Here is a 25,022-nt window from a genome sequence, read left to right as displayed (position 1 = left end):
TCTATCTCCCTCTTCTGATCTTCTGCGGATTGTAAATAATATTTGCCAGCCCTCCGTCTTTCCTTAATTGGTTCGGAAACATCTCAAATGCAGATTTGCATGTAATCCCCATGAACTGAAAATCAATACTGTCATCAGCCCCGTTGATGATGGAGTCGCAGACGCCGATACATTCCTGTAAAAGTCTCTTCGGCATCGGTTTTCCATCTCCATGAGAAATCCAGATTTTGTCATAGAATTCTTCATATTTCAAAAACCTGACCAGATTTTTCCTGTATTCTTCAACAGAAAGTGCTTCCCGGTCAAATAAGAAAACACTTGGGTTGCAGGCATCCCCTGTCAGCAGGACCCTTTTCTCCCTAAGCAGCATACACATACTTCCCAGCGTATGTCCCGGCAGAGGAATCGGCTGAACCGTAATCCCCCCGAGGTCAAATTCCATATTGTTTCTTAGATCCTGATAATCTTTTGTCCTTATTTTACTATAGGACAAGGACTCCATTTGCTCCGAAGTGATTTCCGGATGTAATATACCACGCATTATATCGGCGTATTCCTTCCGGTTATCTATGGAACAATGTGTGATCGATAACTCCCAGTCTGCATGATTCAAATACACTTCTTCAAATTGGTCTGCTCCTCCTGCATGGTCCATATGACCATGTGTACAGACTACTGTTACAGGCAGGTTCGTCAGGCTTTCAACATACGCCCTTATATCCCCGATCCCGCAGCCTGTGTCGATCAATAATGCTCTTTCACTTCCCAGTACCAGATAAACGAATACTCCCGTTATATCACTGATCCGGATCACTTGGTCATCCACTAATTCTGATGTAAATAGTTCCATCATAGCTCCTTTCTTCGTTATGATTTTTAGTTTTGTAATAATGTTTCATAACTTGATATCATAATAGTTTTTACATCTCTTTTTGTCAATAACATATTTGATTACATATGTTTTTTCGGTAATCTTTAACAATATTTCAATTGCATTTTTATATATTATTACAATGCCACCCAATAGCAGTGGTCCAATCTGGCTTTCGAATACATTTTCTCCGGTGGAAAAATATACTGATAACACAGCCGGCTTGATAATTAAAAATAAAGTAGATAAAATAAAAGAGATTAGAATGAACCTGACCTGGACCGAAAACTATTTTAACTTTCCAAAATAGTCCACTCTTCTAGAATAAAAAGAATATTTATGTTATGTTAGATTTATTAACAATAGGAAAAAATTTATGCAGGAATTTAAGAACTTCGCACTTCGCGGAAATGTGATGGATATGGCAGTTGGTATCATTATTGGCGGTGCCTTTTCCGGAATTGTAACTTCACTCACGGATAATTTCATCAATCCAGTACTTAATTTTATAACCGGCCAGACAAGTTACACGGCCAACGATATATTAGGATTTGCCTCTTCGTTTGCCTCTGCAGTGGTAAACTTTATCATAATGGCATTTATTCTGTTTTGTATGATGAAAGCACTTAATAAGGCAGCAAGCCTAGGAAAAAAAGTAGAAGAAACAGCTCCTACGACTAAAATCTGCCCTTATTGCAAGAGCGAGATTCCGTTGGACGCAACGCGCTGTGCACATTGTACATCAGAAGTATAGACTATACGAAACTTTTACTTTAAGGAGAGGGGGAGCCCAAGACTCTCTCTCCTTAAAGCTTTCTATTATAGATTTTCTCGTTCTTTACTCATCCGTTCTAACAGCTTCAGATATTTTTCCTGATATAAGTCAATCTCATTTTGTGCCTTTTTCTTAACTTCTTCCATTGCTTCAGTGAACTGCCTGTTAGTCTCCATTAATTTCTTATCCATCTCTAACTGTAACTTATCTTTTGTTCTTTCATTTTCATCTTTCTGCTTTTCCATAGCTGTTTCCAGTTTTTGAAATTCTTCATCCAACAGTGATAACTTTCCATCAAATTGTCTCTGCTGCTCTAGCAATGCTTGTTCCTTTTCAAGAGCCGCCTCTTTTTTCCTGCTTTCAATCTGGCTCTTTAATTCCTGTATCTTTCTTTCCAGATCACTTACAACAGTAACCAGATTCTCTTTTTCCTTCAGGCTGCTTTCTGCATCTGAAACTGCAGCCTTCATCTGTTCATTCTTTTCCCGCAGTTCGATGCAGGAATCATTCAACGTCTGATTCAGAGCATCCTTGTCAGCCAGCTTGTCCCAGAAATCACTCTGCTGTTCTAATACTTTATTCTGAAGCTCCTTTATCTCTTCACCCAATCTTGTATTTTCCTCCCGGAGCAGTCTTTTTTCGGATAGAGCTGCGTTAGTTGATTCCGTCAGGGATTCCATCTCCTCCTGCAAGCCTTGAATGGTTTTTTCCTTAGATGTAAGCATAGCCTCATATTCTGTTCGTATGGTTGCTGACAGCATCTGTTTTTTTTCTACCATTCCCATAAAGAGACGTGACAGTATATTTACATGTGCCTCAAACTCCTCTACTGATTCACTGTCTTTACCGAGTGCAAATTTTGCTTTTTGAATCTCATATGCCTCAATCATTCTGGCAAACGCTTCCTGTGTATTTGCACCTGTACCAAGTTCTCCTGTTATTTCTCTTATTTTTTCTGCTGTGTTATCATCTATTCTAAAAGATTTTGGCGTAAGGTCCTTTGATTTTCTGCCTTCCTGAAATTCCTTCATATTTTTCCTCCTAATTTATATGTAATCATTTCTTCTAAATCTATTATAGATGATACTCAATTAAATTTCCATATTTTATTGTAATACATTACAAAGTAATACGTACGTACTACAATTTTTGTATTTTTTTAATTTAATTAATTTTTTAATTTTTTAGTATTTTACTGCTAATTTTTGCCCTAAATTTCATCTTATTTCTGTTGCTTTCTCGATTGCAATTCTGCGATTATTTTTTGTTGTTATAGCATTTTTGCTATGTTATTATAATAATTTAATTATTAAATTCATTAAATCTTATTTTAAGTTTATTTAAAACTTTATTTTTTATGTCTGCCTTCTATATAACATTTTATTTGTGAAGTCTTCAGAAATGTGGAGCAGCTCTGCTTTTACATTAAGTGTTGATTTCACTGTGTATATATGATTTCTTGAGTCTGGATATTTTTCAAATACTCTGCAATTATAAATAATGCGCCTGTTTATTAATTTGAATTTTATAAAATTGCATTATTTATAGTTTTTTATTTTAACGGCCAGTCGCATATGATTGAATACCACCCCTACTTTACTGCAAAAAATCTTTTACTGGCAGGAATTTTCACCAAAACATTTAAAAGTCACTTTCTGTCATATTTCATTTTTACGATTTCATATTTCAGGAAATTTCACTATAAGATGATTTTATGTTAATAAATTGCACTTTTAACAGTTGGTAAAAAAGTGATAATTATAATGAAATCTGCTCAGAAATGTAATTGTCTTATTTAAATCAAATATTGATATTATATTCTTCCTTTCAATTTCATGGTAAGAGTAAATTTATAGTAGATAATATTACCATTATATTAGCATATATTTCTATTTTGAAAAAATGCTAATTCAGTTTGATCGAGTTAGAATCTACCTTTATAATTTCTTTATTAATTTTAGTTTGTTTTTCTCTAATCAAATAAATTTCTCTTTTATATTTGTTCTTACCTTTTATTATAATAAATTTTTAATTATTTTAACACTTATTTTGATTTCATAAGAACCTCACCGTGAGGTTCTTATGAAAATTATTCAGTCAGCTTGTCTTCTACCTACTTGTTTTATCTCCTGCTATTCTTTTCCATTTTCATAACGTTACTAGCCAAATCACAAAATTTACTTTATTGTTGATCTCAAGCTTCATTAGTTTTAATAATAAAGTCGATTTCTTACTTTTTTAAAAAGAAAATATACTGAACGAATTATTTTAAATTTGAATTTTTGTAACAAAAAAGAGGATAGACAAATACTATCCTCTCAAAACCTCACGGTGAGGTTTTAGATTTTATTACTTAGTTCATCGATTTTAGCTTCAATACTCTTTTTGAGGCTCTCGAGCGTATCAATAACCACAGGTAATTCAGCTTTCTTAAACAATGCATCTTTGTCGAGCACTTCATGCAGTTCTTTTGCGCTCTTAATAACTACTTTTGTACCATTTTTTCTTCTTACCCTGCTTACACTCTTTTCCTCTGTTATCTCTTCTGCGCTTTCAGCCATTTGATTTAGTTTTAACTTACTGATAATATTCTTGATCCAGGCGTTTGAAGCACTATTTCCTCCCTTTTCTTCTCTTTCCAGAATCAGCCTCACAAGTTCGTTTTGCTTTTCATCACTTAAATTGCTGGCTTCTGCAAGATAGGACCACGGATACTTCCCTGAATCCGCCATACTTTGGAGCTCCGGTATTAAATTCAGTAATCTTCGGTATTTTTCTACTGTTTTATCTGTAAGTTCCATGTCGAGTGCTACCAATTGATTTAATGCTGTAATTTCATTGTCTGTTAGTAGATTCTCTTTCCTTTTAAATTCAATTTCATCTTTATGGGATTCATATAATCCCTGGGCAATACGGGCCTTTTCAAGAGGGCTTCCCTCGCCTCTTCCATGAAGGTTCGCTCCTAATAATCGGATTCTTCTTTCCCATAAATGTTTTGGGGGTTCTGTAAGAAGAACCGGGAATTCTGTAAGACCAGCCTGTCGTCCGGCCAAACGTCTGCGATGACCAGATTCAATCATATATGTATCATCACCGCATGGATAAGCCAGTATTACACCTTGAAAACCATACTTTTTCATCGTGAGTGATAATTGTTCAACTTCCAGATCGCTATAATACTCTTTATTTAATGGATCATCCAACAATTTTTCGTCAGGTAGATATTGAATTCCTTTTTTTACATCTTCAGGCAGTTCAGAAACCTTTGATTCCTCAACCATTTCCTGTGTTACTTCATGCTGGAACTCCCCAGAAAGATTGGCAACCTTATGCAGCATACTTTTTTTCTTTAACGTCTGATTTGCCAAACTTTTTTTAGCCATTTGCCTTACCCCTTTCCTCTTTTATCCTTTTTTCCATTTCTTTTACAAGTGTTTTATAGTCTTTTGTGATTTCACTGCTTCCACTGCATATGCATAAAGGTTCTTGCATGTTTTCGCTTGTCTGCATGGATGCATAATCATGACGTATTGTTGTAGTAAACAGTCTCATAGCATTTTTAGTCTCTTCTTCCATACTTTCCTCGTATAAAATACTTTGATCAGACTTATATAGCTGCGTATTAATATAAAAGAGTCCCAAAACGCCTAAATCACGGTTTCCATACTCCTCACGAGCTTCCCTGCATCTTCCGATTACGTCTTTATACCCATGTATACTTGATCCTTTCGCCAAATGAAGCGGTACAATAATATAATCGCAGGCTATCAGGTACATCATTGTCAGAACGTTATGAGCCGGAGGAAAATCTATAAAGATATAATCGTATTCTTCTCCTGCTAATTTCAGCTTTTCCTTAAGAATATCTATATTCTCCGGTCCATAGTAGTCCATATCGCCGCTGCCTAATACAATATCGAGTTTTAAACTTATTTTTCGAAATTTATTCCTCCATTTTCTTCTTGCGCTGAACTCAAGGCTCTTAATATGATTAAAAATATTCAGATCTTGCTCCAGAATCTCGTATAATGTTTCAATACCTTCGCGCATCTCCCCATTATCATCAAAAACCTCTTCATTTCCCTCAAAGAAAAATTGAGTCAGGTTCATTTGAGAGTCGCCATCAACTAAAAGCACCTTTTTACCATCTAATGCGAATTGAGCTGCGATATTAATAATTGAGCTAGTCTTTCCTACGCCACCTTTTCTGTTATAATCGCCTATTACATATGCCACAACACAGCCTCCTTTTGTACGTGAACCTCACGGTGAGGTTTTTCGTTTTATTTCTATTAATTCAGTAGCTTTTTTTATTATGACACATATCTATAGATATTTCAATAAATAATTATTTTTATTATTTATTGAAAAGTTTAAATATAAAGTAACAGCTTAAAATTATTACTTTACGAGTATTTATTATGCAGTAATGATTTTATAACATATATTTAAATATTCAAATCGGAATTAGTGTATATTGTATACAGTATTTTATGTCAATAGCTATATTTATATTCTTTCTAGTGTAATTATATAAATATAGCTATTCTGCGGCAAATCTTTGTTTCTATTTATAATTAGTGCCAGTTCATATAAACTTAATTCAGATCACTATTAGAGCCATAATAGATATAATAATATATTCAAAATAAAAGTGGAACCTCACGGTGAGGTTTCGACTTTTATTTTGAATATACATAACTCATTTATTATTGTATTAGAAAGGAAATAATATGTATATATTATATATTAACACTAATTTGAATATTTTTGATTGTACTGTTATTAAATACGTGATTATACTAGATTTAAAACGTAATGAATTACATCTATTAACTTTATTTTTTATTATTTGCATTTAATATTTTATAAAATAATTTAAACTGTAAGTCTTAATTTTTTATTCATTAAATTTGTTTGTTGTTATATATAGGTACTATAAACTGTTATTTAATATTCATTATATTGCTATATTAGTTAATACTGTAAAAATCAGAACCTCACGGTGAGGTTCTGATTTTTATCTTCTTCACATTATTCTAGCTAATAAAAAATATTAACTACATTTCTTATATATTATAGTTTAAAACTTTTCTATACTTTATTATTCCATATAATAATATGCCTTATGTCAATATATTATTTATAAAAGTAAATTTGTTAACTATTTTATACATTTTTCTGTTTTATATTCTATAAAAAATAGAAAGTTATTTTTGTTTATAAAAGAATGATGAAAATCAAATAACATATCTAATATCTTTACAGTATTTTATAAGTGTATAATATAACAATTGATCTCTTTTAAACCATAAAACCTCACGGTGAGGTTCATCATTTAATCCATTATTATAATTTTCATTTTATTATATCATAAATAAGTTCTTAATAAATAAAAATTCATTAATCAAATCACAATATATACTTATAGTAAATAAAAGTAATTAGATTGATACATAATCCCCCCTACTTTTCCATAAGCACAATTAGTTTTATTCATAAATCAACTATATGTATAAAAAATCAATTTTTGACATTCACAATTTGCGATAATATAACAATAGTTAAGAGAGAAGACAAGTAATAAAATAGTTTTATACGGCAATATAAAGAATGTAAATATATATAAGTGTAGAATAAATTGAGGAAGTAATTATTTTAATTAATAGATATAATATAATAAAGCAATTGTAATAAATCACTTCTAAAAAATTTCCACCACCAGTATTCAATAAAATCTACAAATAGCTTACAATATAACATATATTACAAGCTAATAAACTAAATTAAATGTACTTATATCTTATTCTTTTATACTATATTCTAAATATATTTACTATTAAAAGTATTTATTGTATTTTTAATTTATTTTTTAATATACTTTGGAAATATAAGATCATAAAACTCTAATAAAATTTTTATGATCTTCATACATTATAAATAAGATTATGGAAAAAAATAAGCTGATACTCCCATCCGAAAAAATAACAACTACTTTTATAAAAGTTTATAGTGACTTAATATGATCTAATTATTTCAAGTATAAGTAACAAGATCTAGTTTAAAAACAAGTATAAACTAATAAAAGCAAATTTACCAAAGGTCTGTACTCTATTATAATTCGAAAATAATGGAGCAAATTGTCAGAAATAAATTTGTAAAGTACCAGATTACGAGGTCTTTAACCTTTATACAACTCATCAAGTTTCAGAAATCCAGACTTTAATTTGTTACTGTAGAAAGTAAAATATTACACTTACATATCAGTATAAATTTAAAACTCAATTTTATTATACTCAAAATGATTAAAATGATATTTATTCTCGTCAGCTATAAGTATTCCTTTTACAAATGCGTCATAAGATAATAAATACTTGTTTAAGATATAAACTTTCAGAAAATAATAAATAAATTAATATTTTATAGGATCTAAATATTGTAAATTTATTCTGTTCATACTGTCTATAATATGCTATACTATAAACAGTATTTTTAACATTATCTACATATACATGTTACTAAGTATTCAGAAAAATAACAAAATACTTTCTCATTTAATAATCATTTTTATCTTAATAAATTATAGTTATTTATTAAAGAATGTGTAGAAGAAAAGAAGAGGTCTTCTATATACATATATTTATAGATAGAGTTATATAATATAATTAAAAAGATATAATTGATAAATCAAATCGCCGCAATCCCTTGATATTACTGGAAAAAATGAAAATTTGAAGGAATGCTTTCTTCTATGTGTGGACGAAAATGTTTGCATGGTGATGAATTTTTTAAAGTGTAGATGTTCTTTTTCCAATGAGGATGATAAAGTACAGGTGTGGATGATTTTTTTCCGCATAAATTATAAAAAAATATAGTATATTCACAGTAATATAACTTTTTTAATTAAAAAACAAATATTTAAGGTGCAAAATAGATGTTAGAAATAGGAAAAGGCCATATAATTGAAAAAAAGCGCAAAAAAACCCCCTTTTTTTAGCTAAAAGCATAAAAAAGTTCAGTTTGTGAATTGTTTTCTTTTAAGATAGTACGGATCAGAGCTCCAATACTGCTCATTTTAAACTTACTTTGATACTGTTCGTAGACATATCCAATACATTCAAGCACTGATTCTACAGAATATGTACTGCCCAGACAGCCAAGGTCCTTTAGATCATCGTCAGTCAGATTAAAAGGAACATACAGCTTACGGAGAGAACCGGCACGGCTCTGGATACCCGCCTGCTTTAATGCATCAAGATCGTCCTCTGTAACAGTCTGTTTCTTCATAATTGCAGCATTGGCATGTTTCATTACGGAATCTAATTTTTCTATGTATTTCTTGATAATATCGGTGTTTTCCTTATTATTTTTCTCAAAATCACGCCGGCCGTGGCATTCTGGATTCATTTTTAAAGCAATAACGTCTTCTCCAAAAGCAACCTGAAAGAGGTTAGAGGCGGCAGATAAGGCTTTTTTAATGATATTAGGCTTACAATAACGAGGCAGGAAGCTGCGAAGGAAGGAATATTGGTTTTCCTGTATCAATTCACGCTCCGGATTACGATTTGTATCCATATCCAAGGCTGCACGTAAGAAAACACGCAGTTGATTCAGATCCTGCAATTTGACCAACTCGTCCAGAAAACAGCGGTTAAAAGTTGCATAACCGCGTCCGCCTTCTTTGGCGCTCAGTGCATAAGTAGTGTATTCTGAAAGAATAACATGAAAACGGTTTTTAGAGCCGTCATTGCAGTACATAATGTATCCATAATTCTCCAGTTTACGGTTAGCATTCTTAATGGAGCGAACCGTACAACCTAAATAAGAGGCCAGTTCTTTAGGAGACTGGCTGCGCACAAAACCACGTTCGTCCGGGCAGGAAAAATGATAGATTACAAGGAGTTTCAGTGCAATAGCTTTCAATCTGGGGGCGTTTCCGTACATATTCCGTTCATTTATATACTTTACATGCTCATGAGTTATAGTCTTATATACGGCATGAGGGCAATTTTTGCAGTTATTACAGGCTTCTTTTTGAATTTCTGCAGGCATATATTCATAGAAATCAATATTCTTGTAATTCGGACACGCAAAACAGCCAGATGCTGTCCGATCCAGCTCCTGGCTTTCCGTATAATAAGTTTCTTTATGATTTTCCTGTACTCCAATAGCTTTTATAAGAGGAGCTTTACCGATGCGTGCGTATTTTGACAATTCCAAGTTCATCACCCCGTCCGGCCAATATGCTGTGACAGAATATGCAAAAGCAAATCCGGGTACAACAATAACACCAATTATCGACCAGAAGTGTAATAATACTTGAAATAGAATATAAAATAGACTATAATATTATCACAGTATCGGCAATTGGTTTCACATTAGCCTCATAATGTTAACGATTCGTCGGTGTTGCAACATGTAGCTCAACTGGTGAGAAAAGCTACAAATTATAATTTCAAGACATGGATAGTTTAATTAGAAGCTGCAACTTTTAATTAGGTTATCCATGTTTTTTAATATACTATATATTTGAGCATTTGTAAAATTAGAAAACCATGCACAAAATAGCGAACCAAATATGGAAAATTGCGTAAATTACGCGTTTTTCTCCCTGTGTAAATTCAGACAGTTTCTAAGGAGAATTCAGAAAAAATGCCTAAAATACAAGGGTTACGGGCATTTGGCACATAGGGGAAACAAGAGAAAAAAAAATAGAAAAAAAATAAAAAAAAATAACGCATAAAATAACGTACTAAATTTTAATTACTTAGTTAAAATAAAAAAATACGCACAAAAAAGCGGACTAAATTACTAAGAATTGATAATTGTTAAAAAGTCGCGCATAAAAAAGCGGACTAAATAAGTTATAAAAAATTAAATGAATATCTTAAAAATTTTTCATCTAGAAAAGTCGCGCACAAAAAAGCGGACCAAATATTTTTATAAAAAATGTGCGCACAAAATCTCGGACTAAACTAAAAAACTTAAAAAATCACACACAAAATTGCGAACTAAATTTTATAAAACGAAAAAAAACACACTATATTCCGCACTAAATTGAATAAAATAAAAAAATACGCACAAAAAAGCGGACTAATTATGGATAATAGATAGAATACAAGCCTCGCTCAACCAAAAAAATTATGATATTCAGGCCTTTCAAAGCAAGGTATCCAGTTGTCATATATTCTATGAAGAAAAGATAGCGACAAAATTGAAAACCAAGAATTTTGAAAAAGATAGCGACAAAATTAGCTGCAACAGATGCCTGTTGGAAAAATTCGTTGAAAAATTACGCACAAAATTACGGACTAATTATTCCTTCGGTATAAAAAAACAGGGCAGAAGAGAAAAGGAGAGATAGTTAACACATATTCTCCAATAAAAAAATACGCACAAAAAAGCGGACTGAATACGTTGAATGAAGTAAAATAAAAAAAATACGCACAAAATCACGGACTAAATGCAAATAATAGGCGCAGAAAAACAAGCTTGGCCGGTATATTTTACCGAAACTGAACAAAGATAGCGACTAAATGTAGAAAAGGACATCAGGGAGATAGCGACTAAATTTACGAGGGAATATACGAATTCCAGATAGGCCTAAGGTGGCTTTTAGGGAAAGATAGCGACTAAATCATGGGTTTAAGGGTCTGAAGCAAGGATTCAAGAATAGTATTGAAAAAAAGGACCGTAAATCATAAAGCAGATTTAGGTCCTTTGGCGGCTCTGTAGGCTGCTGTACGCATTTTTTGGGGGTACACGGCATTATTGGGCAGAGACGATTATATTTCTTTAAAATCTGTATCAATTACATCTGATGATTCCAGGGCATTTTTTGTGTTATACTCATAAGCAAACAATTCTTTGTCTTCCAGATCCATAAACTCGATATGCAGTGCAGAATTTTTATTGATGAAATCAAAGTCTTTTACAACAATCTGTTCGTTTTTCAGTATAGAGAGATGGTGGGTCAGCTCTTTGATCAGTGCAGCATTTCCAATACGCTGCAGCTTCATATGGGCACGGAAGAACTTCAGGCTGAATGTCTTGGAAGACGAACCCTTGCTGTATTCTGTCAGACGCTCCTGCTGAAGGATCATCATAATACCTTTTGTCTGGGTCGAGGCTATCGTAGTATAGGAATCGGCCAGTATATTGATATATTTTTTCTGGACATAGGTACGCTTCCACTGCTCAGAAGGTGTAAACTGCAGGATATTGTCTTTGTAGTTGATATTAATATAGTTTAGCAGTCCAAGACTCGTTGTTTCGACGATTTCGCCAGTTTCTTTACTTTTCACTGTAATGGTATAATCGAAACTCTTAAGTTTCTTTAATCTGTTTTCTACATCATCATAATGCACTTTTCGGGGTACTTTTATATGAAATATCTTTCTTACAAAATCCCGCAGATCACAGCTTATATACTGGTCATTCAGGTTTTCGCCATTAATCAGGTTAAATAACTGGGTCATGATTTCATGATCCTTCATGTCCAGTTCCTTTTGTTTTAAATAATCGACCTGATAATCCTTTTCTATTCTGGATATAGCCTTTTTTGATGTAGTGGCGGGCAGTTTCTGCTCAGGGCTATACTGTACCTTAATATCTCCAAATACATTCTTATCGTCATCCTCAAATTCATACTGATTTAGAAAGATCAGCTCATTCTCGATCAGGGCGGGCTCAAAATCCAGCCAGGAACTCCTGTAATTAAAGACCGGATATTCTGACATATTCGTAGGATATTTTACATTGAATCCTTCAATCGACCCTCCAAATAAATTCTTAATGATCGTAAGAGATTCAAAAGTAATATCATTTACAAAGCCATTGGAAATAGATTTGACCGGTTTCTTTCCAAGAAAGTAAAAATCTGTAATAGGAGCCGTTGTATCACTTCTCCAGTTCTCTAATTCCTCATACTTTTCCAACATAATTTCTTCGATTGTCTGTTCCTGCAGATTGGACCGGTCGAGGGCATCCATCATGTGTTTCGATTCTGCAAATTTCCGCAGTAGCTGTGGATTTTTTGGCTTCATCTTATCTGGAGAGGTGATTTCTTCTTTTATGCTGTTAAGCCAATTCCTTTTGTAAACTCTTCGGTTTTCATGGTATGTCTTAATTGCCTGGTCAATGCTTTCTTTGGAAAGAGCAATATAAGTGGACATTGCAATGATATCTTCCAACAAAGGGGCTTTAGAAGCAGAAGGGTCCAGATCACGTATATAGTTCTTATAAATGTATATACCGGGCTGGCGTTCCTTGATCACCTTTTCATAGGTGGTCATGATGTGGGGGTGGATATTCGGCTGGATAAAGTGTGCCATTTTTTTACATTTTTCATACTGGCTTTCATTTGTGGTATCAACCATTAGATTCACCTCAATAGTCATAGTTATAATTATCTAAATTCTAATTATATAGCATGCAGATAGTATTTGCAAACGATACTTTCTTAGGAATTTCAGATAAGGAAAGGAGAGGAAGAAGAAATTGGCTGGAGGGGAACCGGAAATTTGTCAGGATTTTTGACATACAAAAGATGACTACAGATAAAATAATAAATACAAGTAAATTATTAATATGAAAAAGAAACAAAAATATTTAATTTATATTATAATTAGTTTCAAATAAATTTTTTTATCAGCTTGAAAAACAAATATTAAGGTATAAAATGCAGGAAAAAATTCAAAATAATATATTTTACAACTTATTAATACGATAGAAATTGCATATAATGCAAGATATCCTTCAATTTATGCGGTAAATTTACAAATATGTTCTGATATGTCTGCTATGGAATAGATATCAGGAGTTAAAGAAGACACCATAATTGTTCTATCACTGTCTGCTGTAGTCTTATTTCCCTTTAAGATAAAATATGTATTACAGATATTGTTATACTTTTCAAACGAAAAAAGTAATAACCATATTTGTATGAAAAGAAACTAAATAACAGGAAGATAAACTAGGTTTCCAGAGCTATAATTTGTATGTTCATAAATTAAAGTACACTATAAAAATGTATTTTTCTACAAAATATAAAAGAAGGGCTGGGGACTGGAGTATGTCTGAGAAGTTACGGGTTATCATTGCAGATGATGAACCAATGGTCTGCGTTGTAGTAAAAAAATGTGTTCACTGGGACGATCTGGGACTTGAACTTACAGGAGTGGCATATGACGGGGAAGAACTCATGAAACAAATCAGGAATACAAAACCTGATATTGTCATAACAGATATCAGCATGCCGGAGTTAAATGGCCTGGAAATGATAGAAAAGGTAAAAAAGGAAGGGCTAGACTGCAAATTTATTATTATCAGCGGATACAGGCAGTTTGAATATGCCCACAAGGCATTGAAAAATAATGTAGATGATTATCTGCTTAAACCGATAAATGAACAAGAATTGAATGAGTCTCTCAATAGGATTAAAACACTGATTTTTGAAGAAAGTCTGCATGGGAAAAAAGCAATGGACAAGCTGATTCGCAATCAGAAGAGAGACAAAGAAAATATCCGCCGGATGTTCCTGCATCAAATGCTTACTTCAAAAGAAAATTTTTTAGCAGACAGCGAAAATCTGGAAGAAGAATATGGCATCCGTTTCTTTGATGGGGTATATCAGGCGATGGAGGTCAAGATTGATATCCTGCAAAAAGAAGATATTTATGAAGGGCTCTCCTCTATTCAGACAAAATTGATTACTATTTTTAAAAAAGAATTCGAGAAAGAATGCAGAGAGCTGTTTATAGAAACAGACGCAGAGCGGATTTTAATCGGGCTTTATTATGATACGGCATATAAAAGTCAGTTCAATGAAAAATGCAGGAAATTCTATGAGTACGGGAAAAACATTGCCGACCTGTTTATAGGCTTTACCTTGACAGTAGGAGTTAGTAAAAAACATGAATCGCTTTTAGAATTTCCCCAGGCGTTTCAGGAATCAATGACAGCTGTCAGCTTTCGGCTGACAGAAGGGACGGATAAGGTTATTTTCTATGAAAATCTGGAAATACCGGAAAATAAGTGGTGTGGGTCAGAAAAAAAGGAGATTGAGGAAATTGTTGCCGCGGATTTCGAAATATTGAACAGAGATCATTTCAAGCAGTATATAAACAGTCTGTTTTTTCAGGCAGGGGGAAAATGCAATGCCGCGGAGGTTGTTGAACTGAGCCGCTTCATTGTGGAGAGCTTTTTTCAGAAACAGCAGTATGTTCAAGGAGAAATTGAGAATATTTCCTGTCTGTACAGCAGAACAATGAAACAAATAGATAATGCAATAACATTGCCGGATCTCAAAAATACTATTTTAAATGCAATCCTGCCTGTTATGGAAAAACTTGAAGAAAAAAAGAACAATCAGAAAAAGAAACCAGTGCGTGCGGCGCTGGCTTATATAGAACAGCACTATAATGAAGCATTAACATTGGAAACAGTAGCTGAACAGGTGAGTCTGAATCCTGTTTATTTTTCGAATATATTTAAAAAAGAGACAAACGAGAACTTCATTGACTATCTGCATAAATGCAGGATCGAGGCGGCAAAAGAGAAACTTCGCACAGAGGACACGCCAATTGTAAATATAGCATCAATAGTCGGATATTATGATGCAAAATATTTCAGCAAAATGTTTCGCAAATATGTCGGGATCAAACCCTCCGATTACAGAAAGATATATGGCTGAGCAGGAACGCAGGAGGCAGAAAAATGAAGAGGTTTTACGTTTTAACGAAAAAAGGGCTGGATGAACTGATCAGGCTTAGGACACAGGAAATTCAGAAAGAAATGAATCTGGAGCTGCAGCAGAAGATCATGGAGAAAGAGGCCAGCCTGTCCAGCCTGCAAAGCCAGATCAACCCTCACTTTTTGTATAATGCGCTGGAAGGCATCAGAGGACAGGCAATTTTGGATGAAGCACCAGTAATTGAAGAAATCTCGCAGGCGCTGGCTAATTATTTCCGTTACAGCATCAGCTCTAAAAGTGATATTGCAACACTGAGTGAGGAACTCATGAATGTAAAAAACTATCTCAGTATCCAGCAATTCCGGTTCCATAACCGGTTTGCAGTTGACATTGTTTATGACCATGAGGATGACACGGTGATGGAGGCTGTCCTGCCCAAAATGACTTTGCAGCCGATTGTGGAAAATGCTGTAGCTCATGGCTTTGAGAGAACTAAGAAAGAGGCGGTCATCAGGATTGAAATGATATCTACACGAAAAAGCGTCAATATTACAATTTCGGATAACGGAGCAGGAATGGAAACGGAAGTTTTACGGGAACTGAACGAGCGTATCCAGAATTTTGATATGCTTGGAAATACCGAAGGCAGGCATAACGGAATTGCAATGCCGAATGTGAACCGACGGATCCAGTTGATGTTTGGTGATGAGTATGGACTCTATATCTCCAGTATAAAGGGGATAGGTACGGATGTGGAGATACATATACCAAGCGGCAGAAGGGATTGATGCAGAAATGAAAACAGAGATTTTAAGGGTACAGAACCTGAATATGAAAAGAAGCACGGGGTGTGACCTGAAAAATATCTATATGAATCTTTACGAGGGGGAAGTGCTTGGCGTTGTCGGTGTTCATAATTCAGGAAAATCTTTTTTATTTGACTTTCTGACAGGAAATCAGAAAGCCGAATCAGGCAGAATATCTTTCTATGAAGAAACACAGGATGTGAAGGAGTGGGCAGGCTCAGGGAAAATATACCGCATTGGGCAGCAATCGTCATTGGTTGAGTATTGTTCTGTACTTGAAAATATTTTTGTTATTCGCAGGCAGAGGCAGAAACACCTGTGGGTTCCCTGGCTGGCAATGAAAAAACAGGCCAAATGCTGTCTGGAGGAATTGGGAGTGGACGTCAGCCCTTATGATAAAGTCTATGAACTTAGCTGTGTTAAACGCCATGAAGTGGAATTGGTAAAGGCTTATGCGGCAGGAGCAAAACTGATTTTAATTGATGATGTAACGGTACCATATACAGCAGCCGATTACGGGGCACTTTATGGTGTAATTAAAAAGCTCCGGCACAAGGGAATATCGTTTATGATCAGCGGATGTAAATTGGAAAATCTGCAGCGGCTTGCAGACCGCTGTCTTTTTATAGTAAACGAGCGTGCAGTTAAGGTAGTGGAAAATGTCCGGCGCAAACAGATTGATGAAATGCAGATTCTGCTTGGCAGGCCGGAACGGACTATGTCAAAAGTAAATGCAGGGAAAAAGGGAGGACCAGGAAAACAGGCCCCTTTTTTCAGGGCAGCGAATGTCAGAGTAAAAAACGAAGAGTGGAATTTCCAAATCGGCTGTGGTGAGATCGTCGTATTCGCAGACCCGTTTGCAAGACGTGCAGAACAGCTCATACATATGCTGGAAGGGAAAGCGTCATACGAAGGAAGCTTTTATCTTGCGGGAAAACGGGTAAAAAGAAACTGCAGGGATATCCAGACTGCCAGCATGTCAGAAGAAAATATGATAATAGAAAGTCTAAAAATCAGGGATAACCTGTGTCTTTCATCCTATCAGAGAATTTCACGTCTGGGGTTTGTAGATCCTGTAAAAGCAAGAACAATAGAACGGCTGTTTTTAGAACAGTATAGGGAAGAGGATGGATTTTGCTCTGATGGGAAGAAATTGACATATGCGGAGAAAATGGCCGTCTATCTGGAACGGCTGAAGCTTCAGAGATGGAAACTCCTTGTATGCTCTAATGTAGACAATGTCATGAGTTTCGAATTGGAAGATATGATGAAGAGGCAGTTTCGAAAAATGGCAGAGGGAAAACGGTCCGTCTGCATTTGTGCATCCTCCTTTGAAAAATTCTGTGACCTTGCAGACTATTTTCTGGTTGCCGGGGATGATGGAAAAATAGTCAGGTTCACTTATCCGCAGCTGTGCGATTACTTTAAGATTTAGTACACCCTAGAAATCTGCCACCTATTCTGTATTTTGTTACATTGTTGGAGAAAGGACAAAACACTAAAATAAAGGACAGATAGAGGAAATATATAAGAAAACTATTACAGGAGGAAGGAAGCAATGAAAAAGAAAGTTTTAGCAGCTTTACTGACGGGAGCAATGGTTTTATCCATGCTTGCAGGATGCGGGACGACAGATGACGGGGATGTCAAAACAACGACGCCTGAAAAAAAGGCGGGTGACGGGAAGGTAAGTGTGGCACTTTCTCTGGCGAATGCGGCTGACTATTATATTGGTACAATGGTGGGAGCCGCGGTACAGAGCGCATTTGAGGATGCAGGGGCAACAGTACAGGTACTGGATGGTGCAAATGATGTTACCAATCAGCTAAACCAGATCCAGAATGCAATCACCAGCGGTGCAGATATTATTTACATCTTTCCGGCCGGGGACGGCCCTACTTATTATGATGCATTACAGACAGCACGGGAAGCAGGCGTAAAGACACTGATGAGCAATAACTATCCCGGCGATGGGGGGGCGGATGTTTATGTAGGGAGCGATGAGTTCCAGATGGGTGTAATGATGTCGGCAATGGTTTCAGAATGGGCGGATAAAAACTATCCGGATGCAGGGGCACAGGAGGTTGGAGTTCTGATTGTAGAATCCACATTTAATGAGAATGCAATTAAACGGTGCCTCGGCATGCGCATGATAGGGGAGAAGTTTTTAAGAGAGGGTGATACGGCATCGATTAAATTCGTAAAAGAAGAAGGCAGTCCGGTGACCTATCTGGATGAAAACGGGAAAGAAACGGCGGTGGAGGAACCGACGGGAGGACTCCTGCTTGATAAGGACGGACATGCCCAGCTGAATCCTTATTACAATGAAAAGATTAAGCTGATTGAATATTCAAACAGAAACAGTGCAGGAACAGACTCAACCGAGGCGCAGAATGCGATTGAAAATGCGGTAACAATGGGAGAAAAAGATTTAAAAGCAGTGATGAGTTACGGCGATACCGGGGCTGCTATTGATACGAAAATCCGTGAACTGTGTAAAGACAGCAGAATTACAACATCTGTGGATAAAATTGCAGTATTTTGTTCTGATCTGACAGATACGAACAGGGACCTTATTCTGAGCAGTTCTGACAACACAAGTGTCCTGCGCGGTGTTATGGCTTCCGGCGACCTGATTGCGACGCTTCAGGAAGATGCAAAGGCGATGGTAAAGGGTGAAGAACTTCCGGAATATACAATGGAGCCCATCAGCTACATGACTGCAAATGATGATGGCAGTGAGATAAAAACAGTATATTATACAGACTGCCCGCAGCTTCCGGACACCGAAGACTTTTTTGAATAACAATCTGAACAATAGAAAAGCAGGATACAGGGTGACCGGTTCTTCCGGCCACCCTGATACGTCAGAGGTGGAATATGGCAATAAAAATATTATCTTTAAAAAATATAACTAAACAATATCCGGGTGTTACAGCCCTGGATGATATGTCCATTGATTTTTGCGAAGGAGAGGTACATGCGCTGCTCGGTGAAAACGGTGCAGGTGACCGTGTTATAATAAGACCAAGTTAGCAAGGAACCCAATGAAATCAAGGGTTTGCGGCTACTTTGGTCTTAATTTATTATACCACAATCGAACTGCTTTTTCATTAAAAATCCAGTGTCGTTTTCCAAAGAGTGGGATATTTTAAGGCTAGGGGTCGCAACCGGGTGGTTTGGGACCTGCTTATACTTAGTCCTATTCCAAATATCCTTTTCTTTTGCTTCGTCCGAAGTAAAAACTCTCTTTCGGGAGAACAGCGCTGTTAAAAATAAATGAATATAGAGGACTAAGTGAAGCAACTTTGTTAGCTGACCTTAGTCCTCTTATGCATTTTAGGAGGAAAAGGGTATGCAGATACTATTTATTGTGATTATTTTTTTGATAGTGTTGCCAATGGTCGTAAGTATTTCGTTGGCTGTGACAGCAAAGAAATCAGACGAAAGATTACGCACCATCTGTACTTCTCTTGAAAAGAAGGGCAGGTGAGCGTGATGCGAGAGTATACGACAGGAAATCGAATCGTAGATGCAAGTGCCGAAATCAGTATTACCGGCAACATTACACCACAAGCATGGTATAAGACGATTGTTAAAGAGACGGGAAAACCGCATTTGGCTGCAATCGTTATATTATCAGATATTGTCTATTGGTATCGTCCTACTGAATTGAGGGACGAAAGCACTGGACAGATCATTGCAATTCGTAAAAAATTTAAAGCTGATTTACTCCAGAGAAGTTATCAACAGATTGCGGAACAGTTTGGATTGAGTAAAAAAGAAGCTACTAATGCAATCATCTTTTTGGAGAAATTAGGCGTAATAAAAAGAGTATTCAGGACAATAAACTTGAATGGACTTGTTGTAAATAATGTACTGTATATTGAGTTGATTGTTGAGAAATTGAAAGAATTAACGTATCCGCACTGTTATGATGCCCCTATCCCTTCTATGGGAGACAGGGGGGAAGACATTGTAGAGGAAATCGTTGAAGGACAGTGCTTTACTGTGAATAATAGTGAGATGGCAGTCATTGGTGAGGGAGCTGTCTCCCCAAAAAGAGAGAGGGTATCACCCAAAAAAGAGATACCTGCCACGCCGCAAAATAGCAGGTGCCACTTTTCAGAAGGTACAGCACTATCTGGTAACAGGCAGACAAATACAGATATTAACACAGATATTTCAACGACAGATTATACCAATCCAGTCCAGTCCTATCAAAAAACGTTACAGGCATTTAGAGAAAAGATTGGATACGATGCGTTATGTATTGATCGTCCCTTTGATATTGATCGTCTGGATGAAATTGTGGGAATTGCAGTTGACGTACTGACTTCAACGAAGGATACGATTCGTATTAACCAGGAAGAAAAACCAACAGCCATTGTTAAATCGGTGTTTTGGAAATTAGATATGTTTAGAATACAGTTTATTTTAAATAACCTGTCAGAGACGAAAACAAAAATCAGGAATATGCGTGCAGTGTTGCTAACCGCCTTATATAATGCGACATTCACATTAAGTAATTCCGTTATGAATCAAGTGGTGATGAATGGTGACATCTCCCCTCAATATGCATGAGCAAAGGGGGTGATGAGCAGTTACTAGGGTTAGACAATTACGCATAGAGAAGAATTTGACACAGTGGGAATTGGCGGACAAGCTGGATATCAGTCTCCGCACATATCAGAGAATTGAATACGGGCAACAAAAGCCGTCCTACAAAGTCATTTTAGTCTTGCAAAAGATATTTAACGAGAATATTGAATCTATCCTGCAGGAATTATAACTGCCAAATAAGAAGTGGAGGAAAATATGTTTGATATTAACAAGCTGGAGGTAATGGACATAGTATTTGCCGATGAAGCACATGAGCGTTTCTTTTATGAAAAGGTGCGGGAACTTCCAAATTCACGCAGGGACAGTGAAGAAATTGCTATGATATATACTCTTGGTATCTGTGACAAGACAAGGGCAGCTTTTTCAAATATTGTGGATCAAAGAACTTTTCAGGTGAATCCGTTGGTTTTATTCGCTGGGTGGCAGACATCTGCTTCTGTGAAGGTAACACGGCTGGCGATTAACCTCTATACTGGATTTTCGCAGGAAGTAAAACGGGACGATTCAATAGAAGGATATCATATAGGGGAAGACAGTTCAGATTATGCTGTTGAAGAAATCTTTGATTGCCCATATGCAAAATATTTTCTGGAAGCCGTTAAACTGCGTTATGACATATAGAGGAGGTAGAAACGATGAAAATGTATAAGATTGACCAAATCATGGAGTTATTACAGTTAGGAAAAGAATCAGAAGATTGCTATGTGGGTTTTGAGAATAATGACAAGGGAAATCTTGTTATTATATTAAAGCAACATGAACCAGATTGGGAAGATGATGAGGGTTTCGGAGAAGCGGTTGAAGAAGTCGAACTTTTGGAACATTCTGGAGAATATTAAACATAAGGAGGAGACAGTCATTATGGATAGAGAAATACTTGGAATCGACCATGGTAACAGACAGATGAAAACGGCGAATACCGCATTTTTGTCTACAGTAACACAGAATAAGGTGAAGCCCAGTAATCTAAATCAGATTTTGGAGTTTAAAGGTAAGTATTACTCAATCGGTGGCAGTAGGGAAGATGTGGATACAAAAGTTGATAAAACAGTGGACGATGATTACTACATTCTCACATTGGCATCACTTGCCGCTGAATTGAAAGCCAGAGGAAAGAATCAGGCGGCGGTCAGGCTGGCTACAGGATTACCACCGAGGTGGTATGAATCGCAAATGAAAGCATTCAGGAAATACTTGGGCAGGGAAAGGGAGTTATCTTTTCGTTATCAGGGAGAAGGGTTCAATGTCTTTCTGGAAGGCGTGAGCGTATATATGCAGGGGTTTGCAGCAATCACAGATATATTGGCAGAGACACAGGGAAAATCCTGCCTTCTGGTAGATATAGGAGGAGGAACCGTTGATGGAGTTCCAATAGAAAATATGCGACCCAGTGGAGCACAGCCTATTATAGATAATAATGGTACAATAAAGTGTATATCCAATGTAAATGAGGCATTAATGGCTGAGTTTGGGGAAAAAGCCAAACCATATATCATTGAAACGATAATGCGGACAGGTACATATGCGGGTGACGAAGCCTATCTTCGTGTAATCCGAAAGGCATTGAACCAATATACGGAATACATCTATAGCTTGATAAAAAAGCACGGATACAATCTGCATTTGGAAAAAATAATCTTTATGGGTGGAGGAGCCGCAATCATGCAGAATTTTGGTGATAACGAGGGTAAGGACGTAATCTGTATTCCGGATATACATGCAAATGCAAGAGGATATGAAGAAACTTTAAAGAGCATATGGAAGGCCAGGCAGAATATGGCCGGTTAAGGAGGCCATAAATGGACGATAAATATGTTACAACGCTTCGGCTTTATAAAAATAACCCGGTACATTTCCAGGCACTTACCTGTCTGGAAGAGTACAACCGGGAGCTGTTTACTTCTCAAAATGACTATATTGCCGAGGCGGTAATCTATTATTCAGAGTATCTGAAGCAGAAGGCTGAATATGAGAAATTGGAAAGTATCCTCTCAAACATAAGAGAGCAAGAGGAATACTTCCGTGAACTGACAAAACGTGCATTGGAAGACGTACTGAGATCAGTGCAGACGACTACTATTCCTGCAGTTACTGGAAGTGACACGAAAGCAAAAGAGGAACAGGAACCCCAAAGTGAGAGTGAACGATCAGCGGAGACGGCGAACCAGGCGACAGAAAAGGATTTTAATCTGCTTAATTTCTATAGTTCATTCACTGGATTTGAAGACGAAGGAGAAGATTGAATATGACCATATTATGTGCTATGATAAAATTTATAGGAAAATTATTACTTGGAATTGCGTATGCAATATTAAAAGTTGTATCATTTAGTGTCAAAGTGATAGGCTGTATGTTTTTATTTGTATTTCATATTTTCATGCTTTTAGTAGACATGGGAACCCCTTCCTAATAAGTCAAGGAGAGTACAATTATGGCTATTTGTAAAATTTGTGGCGGAGAAATGCTGGAACATGTGGGTTGTAAAATAGGGATATGCAATTGTAATGGAAAGAGTTACCCGCGTATCATTTTTGGTGCAGAGAAAAGGTTTGAGGATGTATTTGGCGAAGATGATATCTGCCCAGATTGTTTTGCGCCATTTGGGAGTTTTCACCATTTGGGCTGTGATATAGAGGAATGTCCGGTATGTGGAGAAGCAATTTATGGTGATTGCGAATGCCAGTTGATTCTTCCCGATTTAGCGGATATGGAAGAAATGTTAAAGTAATAGTGAATAATGAGTATCACTGTGGTAGGCTGATTCGTCAGCCTGCTTTTTTTTGCGCTTTTCTTGGTACTTATAATGAAAAATAAATGAAGCGGGGTAGTGTAAAGAACATGTCTGGATGCTTTACCAGGAGATTGTAGGGCGGTACTACACTCCGCAATAAAGGGAACCATTTCCAAAGATTAATAAGTTGACCAACCAATTGAAAAGAAGAGGAGGAATAGGAAGCGAATATAAGAGTTTTTACAAAAAAGTAAGAGGTAACGAAGGAGACAAATGCAAATACAGTGTACGACTGGATACGTATGGATGTGGCTGTCAGCACGATTGTGATTATTGTTATGCACGGTCACTTCTGTCTTTTCGTGGATTTTGGAACCCATCAGCGCCGAGCATCGCAGATATTGATAAGATTAAGAGGAAGATTCGGAAGATACCTCCGGGAACCATCCTGCGCATGGGTGGAATGACAGACTGCTTTCAGCCTTTTGAAGCGGAACATCATGTGACTTATGAGACAATCTGTGAAATGAACCGGTGTGGTGTTGGATATCTGATTGTAACAAAATCCCATTTGATCGCACAGCCCGAATATCTGGAAATTTTGGACAAGGATCTGGCCCATATACAAATCACGGTCACGACTTTAGATGATAACAAGGCTTTGACCTATGAAAAAGCAAGTATCCCATCAAAAAGAGTAGAGGCAATAAAAAAATTGCAATCTGCGGGATATGATGTGTCAATCCGGTTAAGCCCCTTGATTGAGGATTTCATGGACTTTGACAGCCTAAATTCATTAGGGATCAATCGCTGTGTTGTGGAATTTTTGCGTGTCAATAGCTGGATCAAGAGCTGGCTGCACGATGTTGATTTCAGTGGGTACAGGTTAAAACAAGGAGGATACTGCCACTTACCACTGGAAAAAAAGATGGAAATCATCAAGAAGATCAGGATACCGGAGATAACAGTTTGCGAAGATGTAACAGAACATTATGAGTATTGGAGAGATAACTTCAATCCAAATAAGGATGATTGCTGTAATCTGCGATTACATAACGGATGATGAAATAAAGAAGTGGAAATGAAAGTTCCTTTAAATATATGCTGACAGGCAGGAAGGGCGTGAAGATGAACCGGATTCGTGACGAACCTAAATCGTAAGGGAAATGACTTGAGTGGGTTACTGAACTTTAGCAGAAAAGGGGAAACCGTTGGATAAAAAAAGTTTTGAGTATGGTGGATATCATTTTTATCCATTAAGGACATTTGAGGATAAAGATGGCGATTTTATGGAACGCGCATGCAAACTGCGGGATGACCGGGAACTAGGGATGACATCCACTGATGAACCATGGAGAAAATATGCATATGATTATGAAGCTTTTTATAAAGCTGCCGGCGGCAAGAAATATGATATTTTTCTATGTGAAGAAAACCGCAGGCAGTACGTACCGTGCGGTCATGGCTTGCAGGAATTTGTTAATGCCCCGATCAAGAGTAAAAATAACAGGGCAGTCCGCTGA

The 25,022-nt window shown here is 36.2% G+C and carries 22 protein-coding genes and 1 pseudogene; 17 read left to right on the top strand and 6 right to left on the bottom strand.

The genetic code is table 11. The features are described 5' to 3' along the window. Window position 1: 1 nt before the first annotated feature. Window positions 2-853: an MBL fold metallo-hydrolase gene (locus DWX43_RS06950; RefSeq protein WP_118619636.1), complete on the bottom strand. Its 852-nt coding sequence runs from the start codon at window positions 851-853 to the stop codon at window positions 2-4. Window positions 854-1,247: 394 nt separating this feature from the next. Here DWX43_RS06950 and mscL point away from each other — a divergent pair, with 394 nt between their 5' ends. Continuing rightward, on the top strand, window positions 1,248-1,625 hold the full coding sequence (mscL, locus tag DWX43_RS06940; protein ID WP_118619632.1) for a large conductance mechanosensitive channel protein MscL: 378 nt from the start codon (window positions 1,248-1,250) through the stop codon (window positions 1,623-1,625). A 65-nt stretch (window positions 1,626-1,690) separates the two neighbouring features. Here the strand turns inward: mscL and DWX43_RS06935 are convergent, their stop codons facing one another. The 4 genes from DWX43_RS06935 to DWX43_RS06920 form a co-directional block, all read right to left on the bottom strand. Beyond that, window positions 1,691-2,677 (bottom strand): hypothetical protein, encoded by a 987-nt coding sequence (locus tag DWX43_RS06935; protein ID WP_118619630.1) that lies wholly within the window; start codon window positions 2,675-2,677, stop codon window positions 1,691-1,693. Window positions 2,678-3,985: 1,308 nt separating this feature from the next. After that, complete coding sequence (locus DWX43_RS06930) at window positions 3,986-5,029, bottom strand: ParB/RepB/Spo0J family partition protein (protein WP_118619628.1); 1,044 nt, start codon at window positions 5,027-5,029, stop codon at window positions 3,986-3,988. Then, complete coding sequence (locus tag DWX43_RS06925; protein WP_109731769.1) at window positions 5,022-5,882, bottom strand: ParA family protein; 861 nt, start codon at window positions 5,880-5,882, stop codon at window positions 5,022-5,024. The genes DWX43_RS06930 and DWX43_RS06925 overlap by 8 nt, the downstream gene beginning before the upstream one ends. A gap of 2,757 nt (window positions 5,883-8,639) precedes the next feature. Then, entirely contained in the window at window positions 8,640-9,569 is a 930-nt protein-coding gene (locus tag DWX43_RS06920; protein ID WP_147356291.1) for a hypothetical protein, read from the bottom strand. 271 nt (window positions 9,570-9,840) lie between these two features. Here DWX43_RS06920 and DWX43_RS27535 point away from each other — a divergent pair, with 271 nt between their 5' ends. Beyond that, a complete protein-coding gene (locus tag DWX43_RS27535; protein WP_278321112.1) occupies window positions 9,841-9,969 on the top strand; it encodes a hypothetical protein in 129 nt (42 codons plus the stop codon). Between the two features lie 1,462 nt (window positions 9,970-11,431). Here DWX43_RS27535 and DWX43_RS06915 read toward each other — a convergent pair. Next, on the bottom strand, window positions 11,432-13,024 hold the full coding sequence (locus DWX43_RS06915; protein WP_109731772.1) for a hypothetical protein: 1,593 nt from the start codon (window positions 13,022-13,024) through the stop codon (window positions 11,432-11,434). A gap of 695 nt (window positions 13,025-13,719) precedes the next feature. Here DWX43_RS06915 and DWX43_RS06910 point away from each other — a divergent pair. The 15 genes and pseudogenes from DWX43_RS06910 (at window position 13,720) to DWX43_RS06840 (ending at window position 25,022) form a co-directional block, all read left to right on the top strand. Next, window positions 13,720-15,339, top strand: coding sequence for a response regulator (locus DWX43_RS06910; RefSeq protein ID WP_182440642.1), 1,620 nt, complete (start codon window positions 13,720-13,722; stop codon window positions 15,337-15,339). A 23-nt stretch (window positions 15,340-15,362) separates the two neighbouring features. Next, entirely contained in the window at window positions 15,363-16,127 is a 765-nt protein-coding gene (locus DWX43_RS06905) for a histidine kinase (RefSeq protein WP_118619622.1), read from the top strand. Next, window positions 16,090-17,580 carry an ATP-binding cassette domain-containing protein gene (locus DWX43_RS06900; protein WP_118619620.1) on the top strand — a complete coding sequence of 497 codons (1,491 nt, stop codon included), beginning with the start codon at window positions 16,090-16,092 and terminating at the stop codon, window positions 17,578-17,580. The genes DWX43_RS06905 and DWX43_RS06900 overlap by 38 nt, the downstream gene beginning before the upstream one ends. 123 nt (window positions 17,581-17,703) lie before the next feature. Beyond that, on the top strand, window positions 17,704-18,951 hold the full coding sequence (locus DWX43_RS06895) for a substrate-binding domain-containing protein (RefSeq protein WP_118619618.1): 1,248 nt from the start codon (window positions 17,704-17,706) through the stop codon (window positions 18,949-18,951). A gap of 74 nt (window positions 18,952-19,025) precedes the next feature. Beyond that, a complete protein-coding gene (locus DWX43_RS06890; protein ID WP_118619616.1) occupies window positions 19,026-19,181 on the top strand; it encodes a galactose ABC transporter ATP-binding protein in 156 nt (51 codons plus the stop codon). Window positions 19,182-19,500: 319 nt separating this feature from the next. Continuing rightward, window positions 19,501-19,638, top strand: a complete 138-nt coding sequence (locus DWX43_RS26910) for a hypothetical protein (protein WP_006567847.1) — start codon at window positions 19,501-19,503, stop codon at window positions 19,636-19,638. Between the two features lie 5 nt (window positions 19,639-19,643). Beyond that, a complete protein-coding gene (locus DWX43_RS06885; RefSeq protein WP_006567846.1) occupies window positions 19,644-20,729 on the top strand; it encodes a DUF6017 domain-containing protein in 1,086 nt (361 codons plus the stop codon). A gap of 37 nt (window positions 20,730-20,766) precedes the next feature. Then, window positions 20,767-20,937 (top strand): annotated as a pseudogene (locus tag DWX43_RS06880) (helix-turn-helix transcriptional regulator); the annotation flags it as partial. Window positions 20,938-20,963: 26 nt separating this feature from the next. Continuing rightward, complete coding sequence (locus DWX43_RS06875) at window positions 20,964-21,389, top strand: DUF6075 family protein (RefSeq protein WP_180215615.1); 426 nt, start codon at window positions 20,964-20,966, stop codon at window positions 21,387-21,389. Window positions 21,390-21,403: 14 nt separating this feature from the next. Beyond that, window positions 21,404-21,607 carry a hypothetical protein gene (locus DWX43_RS06870; RefSeq protein WP_006567843.1) on the top strand — a complete coding sequence of 68 codons (204 nt, stop codon included), beginning with the start codon at window positions 21,404-21,406 and terminating at the stop codon, window positions 21,605-21,607. 22 nt (window positions 21,608-21,629) lie between these two features. After that, window positions 21,630-22,556, top strand: a complete 927-nt coding sequence (locus tag DWX43_RS06865) for a ParM/StbA family protein (protein ID WP_006567842.1) — start codon at window positions 21,630-21,632, stop codon at window positions 22,554-22,556. A gap of 11 nt (window positions 22,557-22,567) precedes the next feature. Beyond that, window positions 22,568-23,011: a hypothetical protein gene (locus DWX43_RS06860; RefSeq protein ID WP_006567841.1), complete on the top strand. Its 444-nt coding sequence runs from the start codon at window positions 22,568-22,570 to the stop codon at window positions 23,009-23,011. A gap of 188 nt (window positions 23,012-23,199) precedes the next feature. Then, window positions 23,200-23,496 carry a hypothetical protein gene (locus tag DWX43_RS06850; RefSeq protein WP_006567839.1) on the top strand — a complete coding sequence of 99 codons (297 nt, stop codon included), beginning with the start codon at window positions 23,200-23,202 and terminating at the stop codon, window positions 23,494-23,496. 202 nt (window positions 23,497-23,698) lie between these two features. Continuing rightward, window positions 23,699-24,562: a radical SAM protein gene (locus tag DWX43_RS06845; protein ID WP_173794383.1), complete on the top strand. Its 864-nt coding sequence runs from the start codon at window positions 23,699-23,701 to the stop codon at window positions 24,560-24,562. Between the two features lie 148 nt (window positions 24,563-24,710). After that, on the top strand, window positions 24,711-25,022 hold the full coding sequence (locus DWX43_RS06840; RefSeq protein WP_006567837.1) for a hypothetical protein: 312 nt from the start codon (window positions 24,711-24,713) through the stop codon (window positions 25,020-25,022).

It is taken from the genome of Clostridium sp. AF19-22AC (assembly GCF_003479085.1).
In the GTDB taxonomy this organism is placed as follows: Bacteria; Bacillota; Clostridia; order Lachnospirales; family Lachnospiraceae; genus Faecalicatena_A; species Faecalicatena_A orotica.
Note: the sequence above shows the minus strand (reverse complement) of the source record. Positions and strands in the feature narration are given on the sequence as shown.

Excerpts from the sequence above, each read along its gene's own strand:
- DWX43_RS06950 (WP_118619636.1), bottom strand. The coding sequence starts at position 853 with ATGATGGAACTATTTACATCAGAATTAGTGGATGACCAAGTGATCCGG.
- mscL (WP_118619632.1), top strand. The coding sequence starts at position 1,248 with ATGCAGGAATTTAAGAACTTCGCACTTCGCGGAAATGTGATGGATATG.
- DWX43_RS06935 (WP_118619630.1), bottom strand. The coding sequence starts at position 2,677 with ATGAAGGAATTTCAGGAAGGCAGAAAATCAAAGGACCTTACGCCAAAA.
- DWX43_RS06930 (WP_118619628.1), bottom strand. The coding sequence starts at position 5,029 with ATGGCTAAAAAAAGTTTGGCAAATCAGACGTTAAAGAAAAAAAGTATG.
- DWX43_RS27535 (WP_278321112.1), top strand. The coding sequence starts at position 9,841 with ATGCGTGCGTATTTTGACAATTCCAAGTTCATCACCCCGTCCGGCCAA.
- DWX43_RS06915 (WP_109731772.1), bottom strand. The coding sequence starts at position 13,024 with ATGGTTGATACCACAAATGAAAGCCAGTATGAAAAATGTAAAAAAATG.
- DWX43_RS06910 (WP_182440642.1), top strand. The coding sequence starts at position 13,720 with ATGTCTGAGAAGTTACGGGTTATCATTGCAGATGATGAACCAATGGTC.
- DWX43_RS06905 (WP_118619622.1), top strand. The coding sequence starts at position 15,363 with ATGAAGAGGTTTTACGTTTTAACGAAAAAAGGGCTGGATGAACTGATC.
- DWX43_RS06900 (WP_118619620.1), top strand. The coding sequence starts at position 16,090 with ATGTGGAGATACATATACCAAGCGGCAGAAGGGATTGATGCAGAAATG.
- DWX43_RS06895 (WP_118619618.1), top strand. The coding sequence starts at position 17,704 with ATGAAAAAGAAAGTTTTAGCAGCTTTACTGACGGGAGCAATGGTTTTA.
- DWX43_RS06890 (WP_118619616.1), top strand. The coding sequence starts at position 19,026 with ATGGCAATAAAAATATTATCTTTAAAAAATATAACTAAACAATATCCG.
- DWX43_RS26910 (WP_006567847.1), top strand. The coding sequence starts at position 19,501 with ATGCAGATACTATTTATTGTGATTATTTTTTTGATAGTGTTGCCAATG.
- DWX43_RS06885 (WP_006567846.1), top strand. The coding sequence starts at position 19,644 with ATGCGAGAGTATACGACAGGAAATCGAATCGTAGATGCAAGTGCCGAA.
- DWX43_RS06875 (WP_180215615.1), top strand. The coding sequence starts at position 20,964 with ATGTTTGATATTAACAAGCTGGAGGTAATGGACATAGTATTTGCCGAT.
- DWX43_RS06870 (WP_006567843.1), top strand. The coding sequence starts at position 21,404 with ATGAAAATGTATAAGATTGACCAAATCATGGAGTTATTACAGTTAGGA.
- DWX43_RS06865 (WP_006567842.1), top strand. The coding sequence starts at position 21,630 with ATGGATAGAGAAATACTTGGAATCGACCATGGTAACAGACAGATGAAA.
- DWX43_RS06860 (WP_006567841.1), top strand. The coding sequence starts at position 22,568 with ATGGACGATAAATATGTTACAACGCTTCGGCTTTATAAAAATAACCCG.
- DWX43_RS06850 (WP_006567839.1), top strand. The coding sequence starts at position 23,200 with ATGGCTATTTGTAAAATTTGTGGCGGAGAAATGCTGGAACATGTGGGT.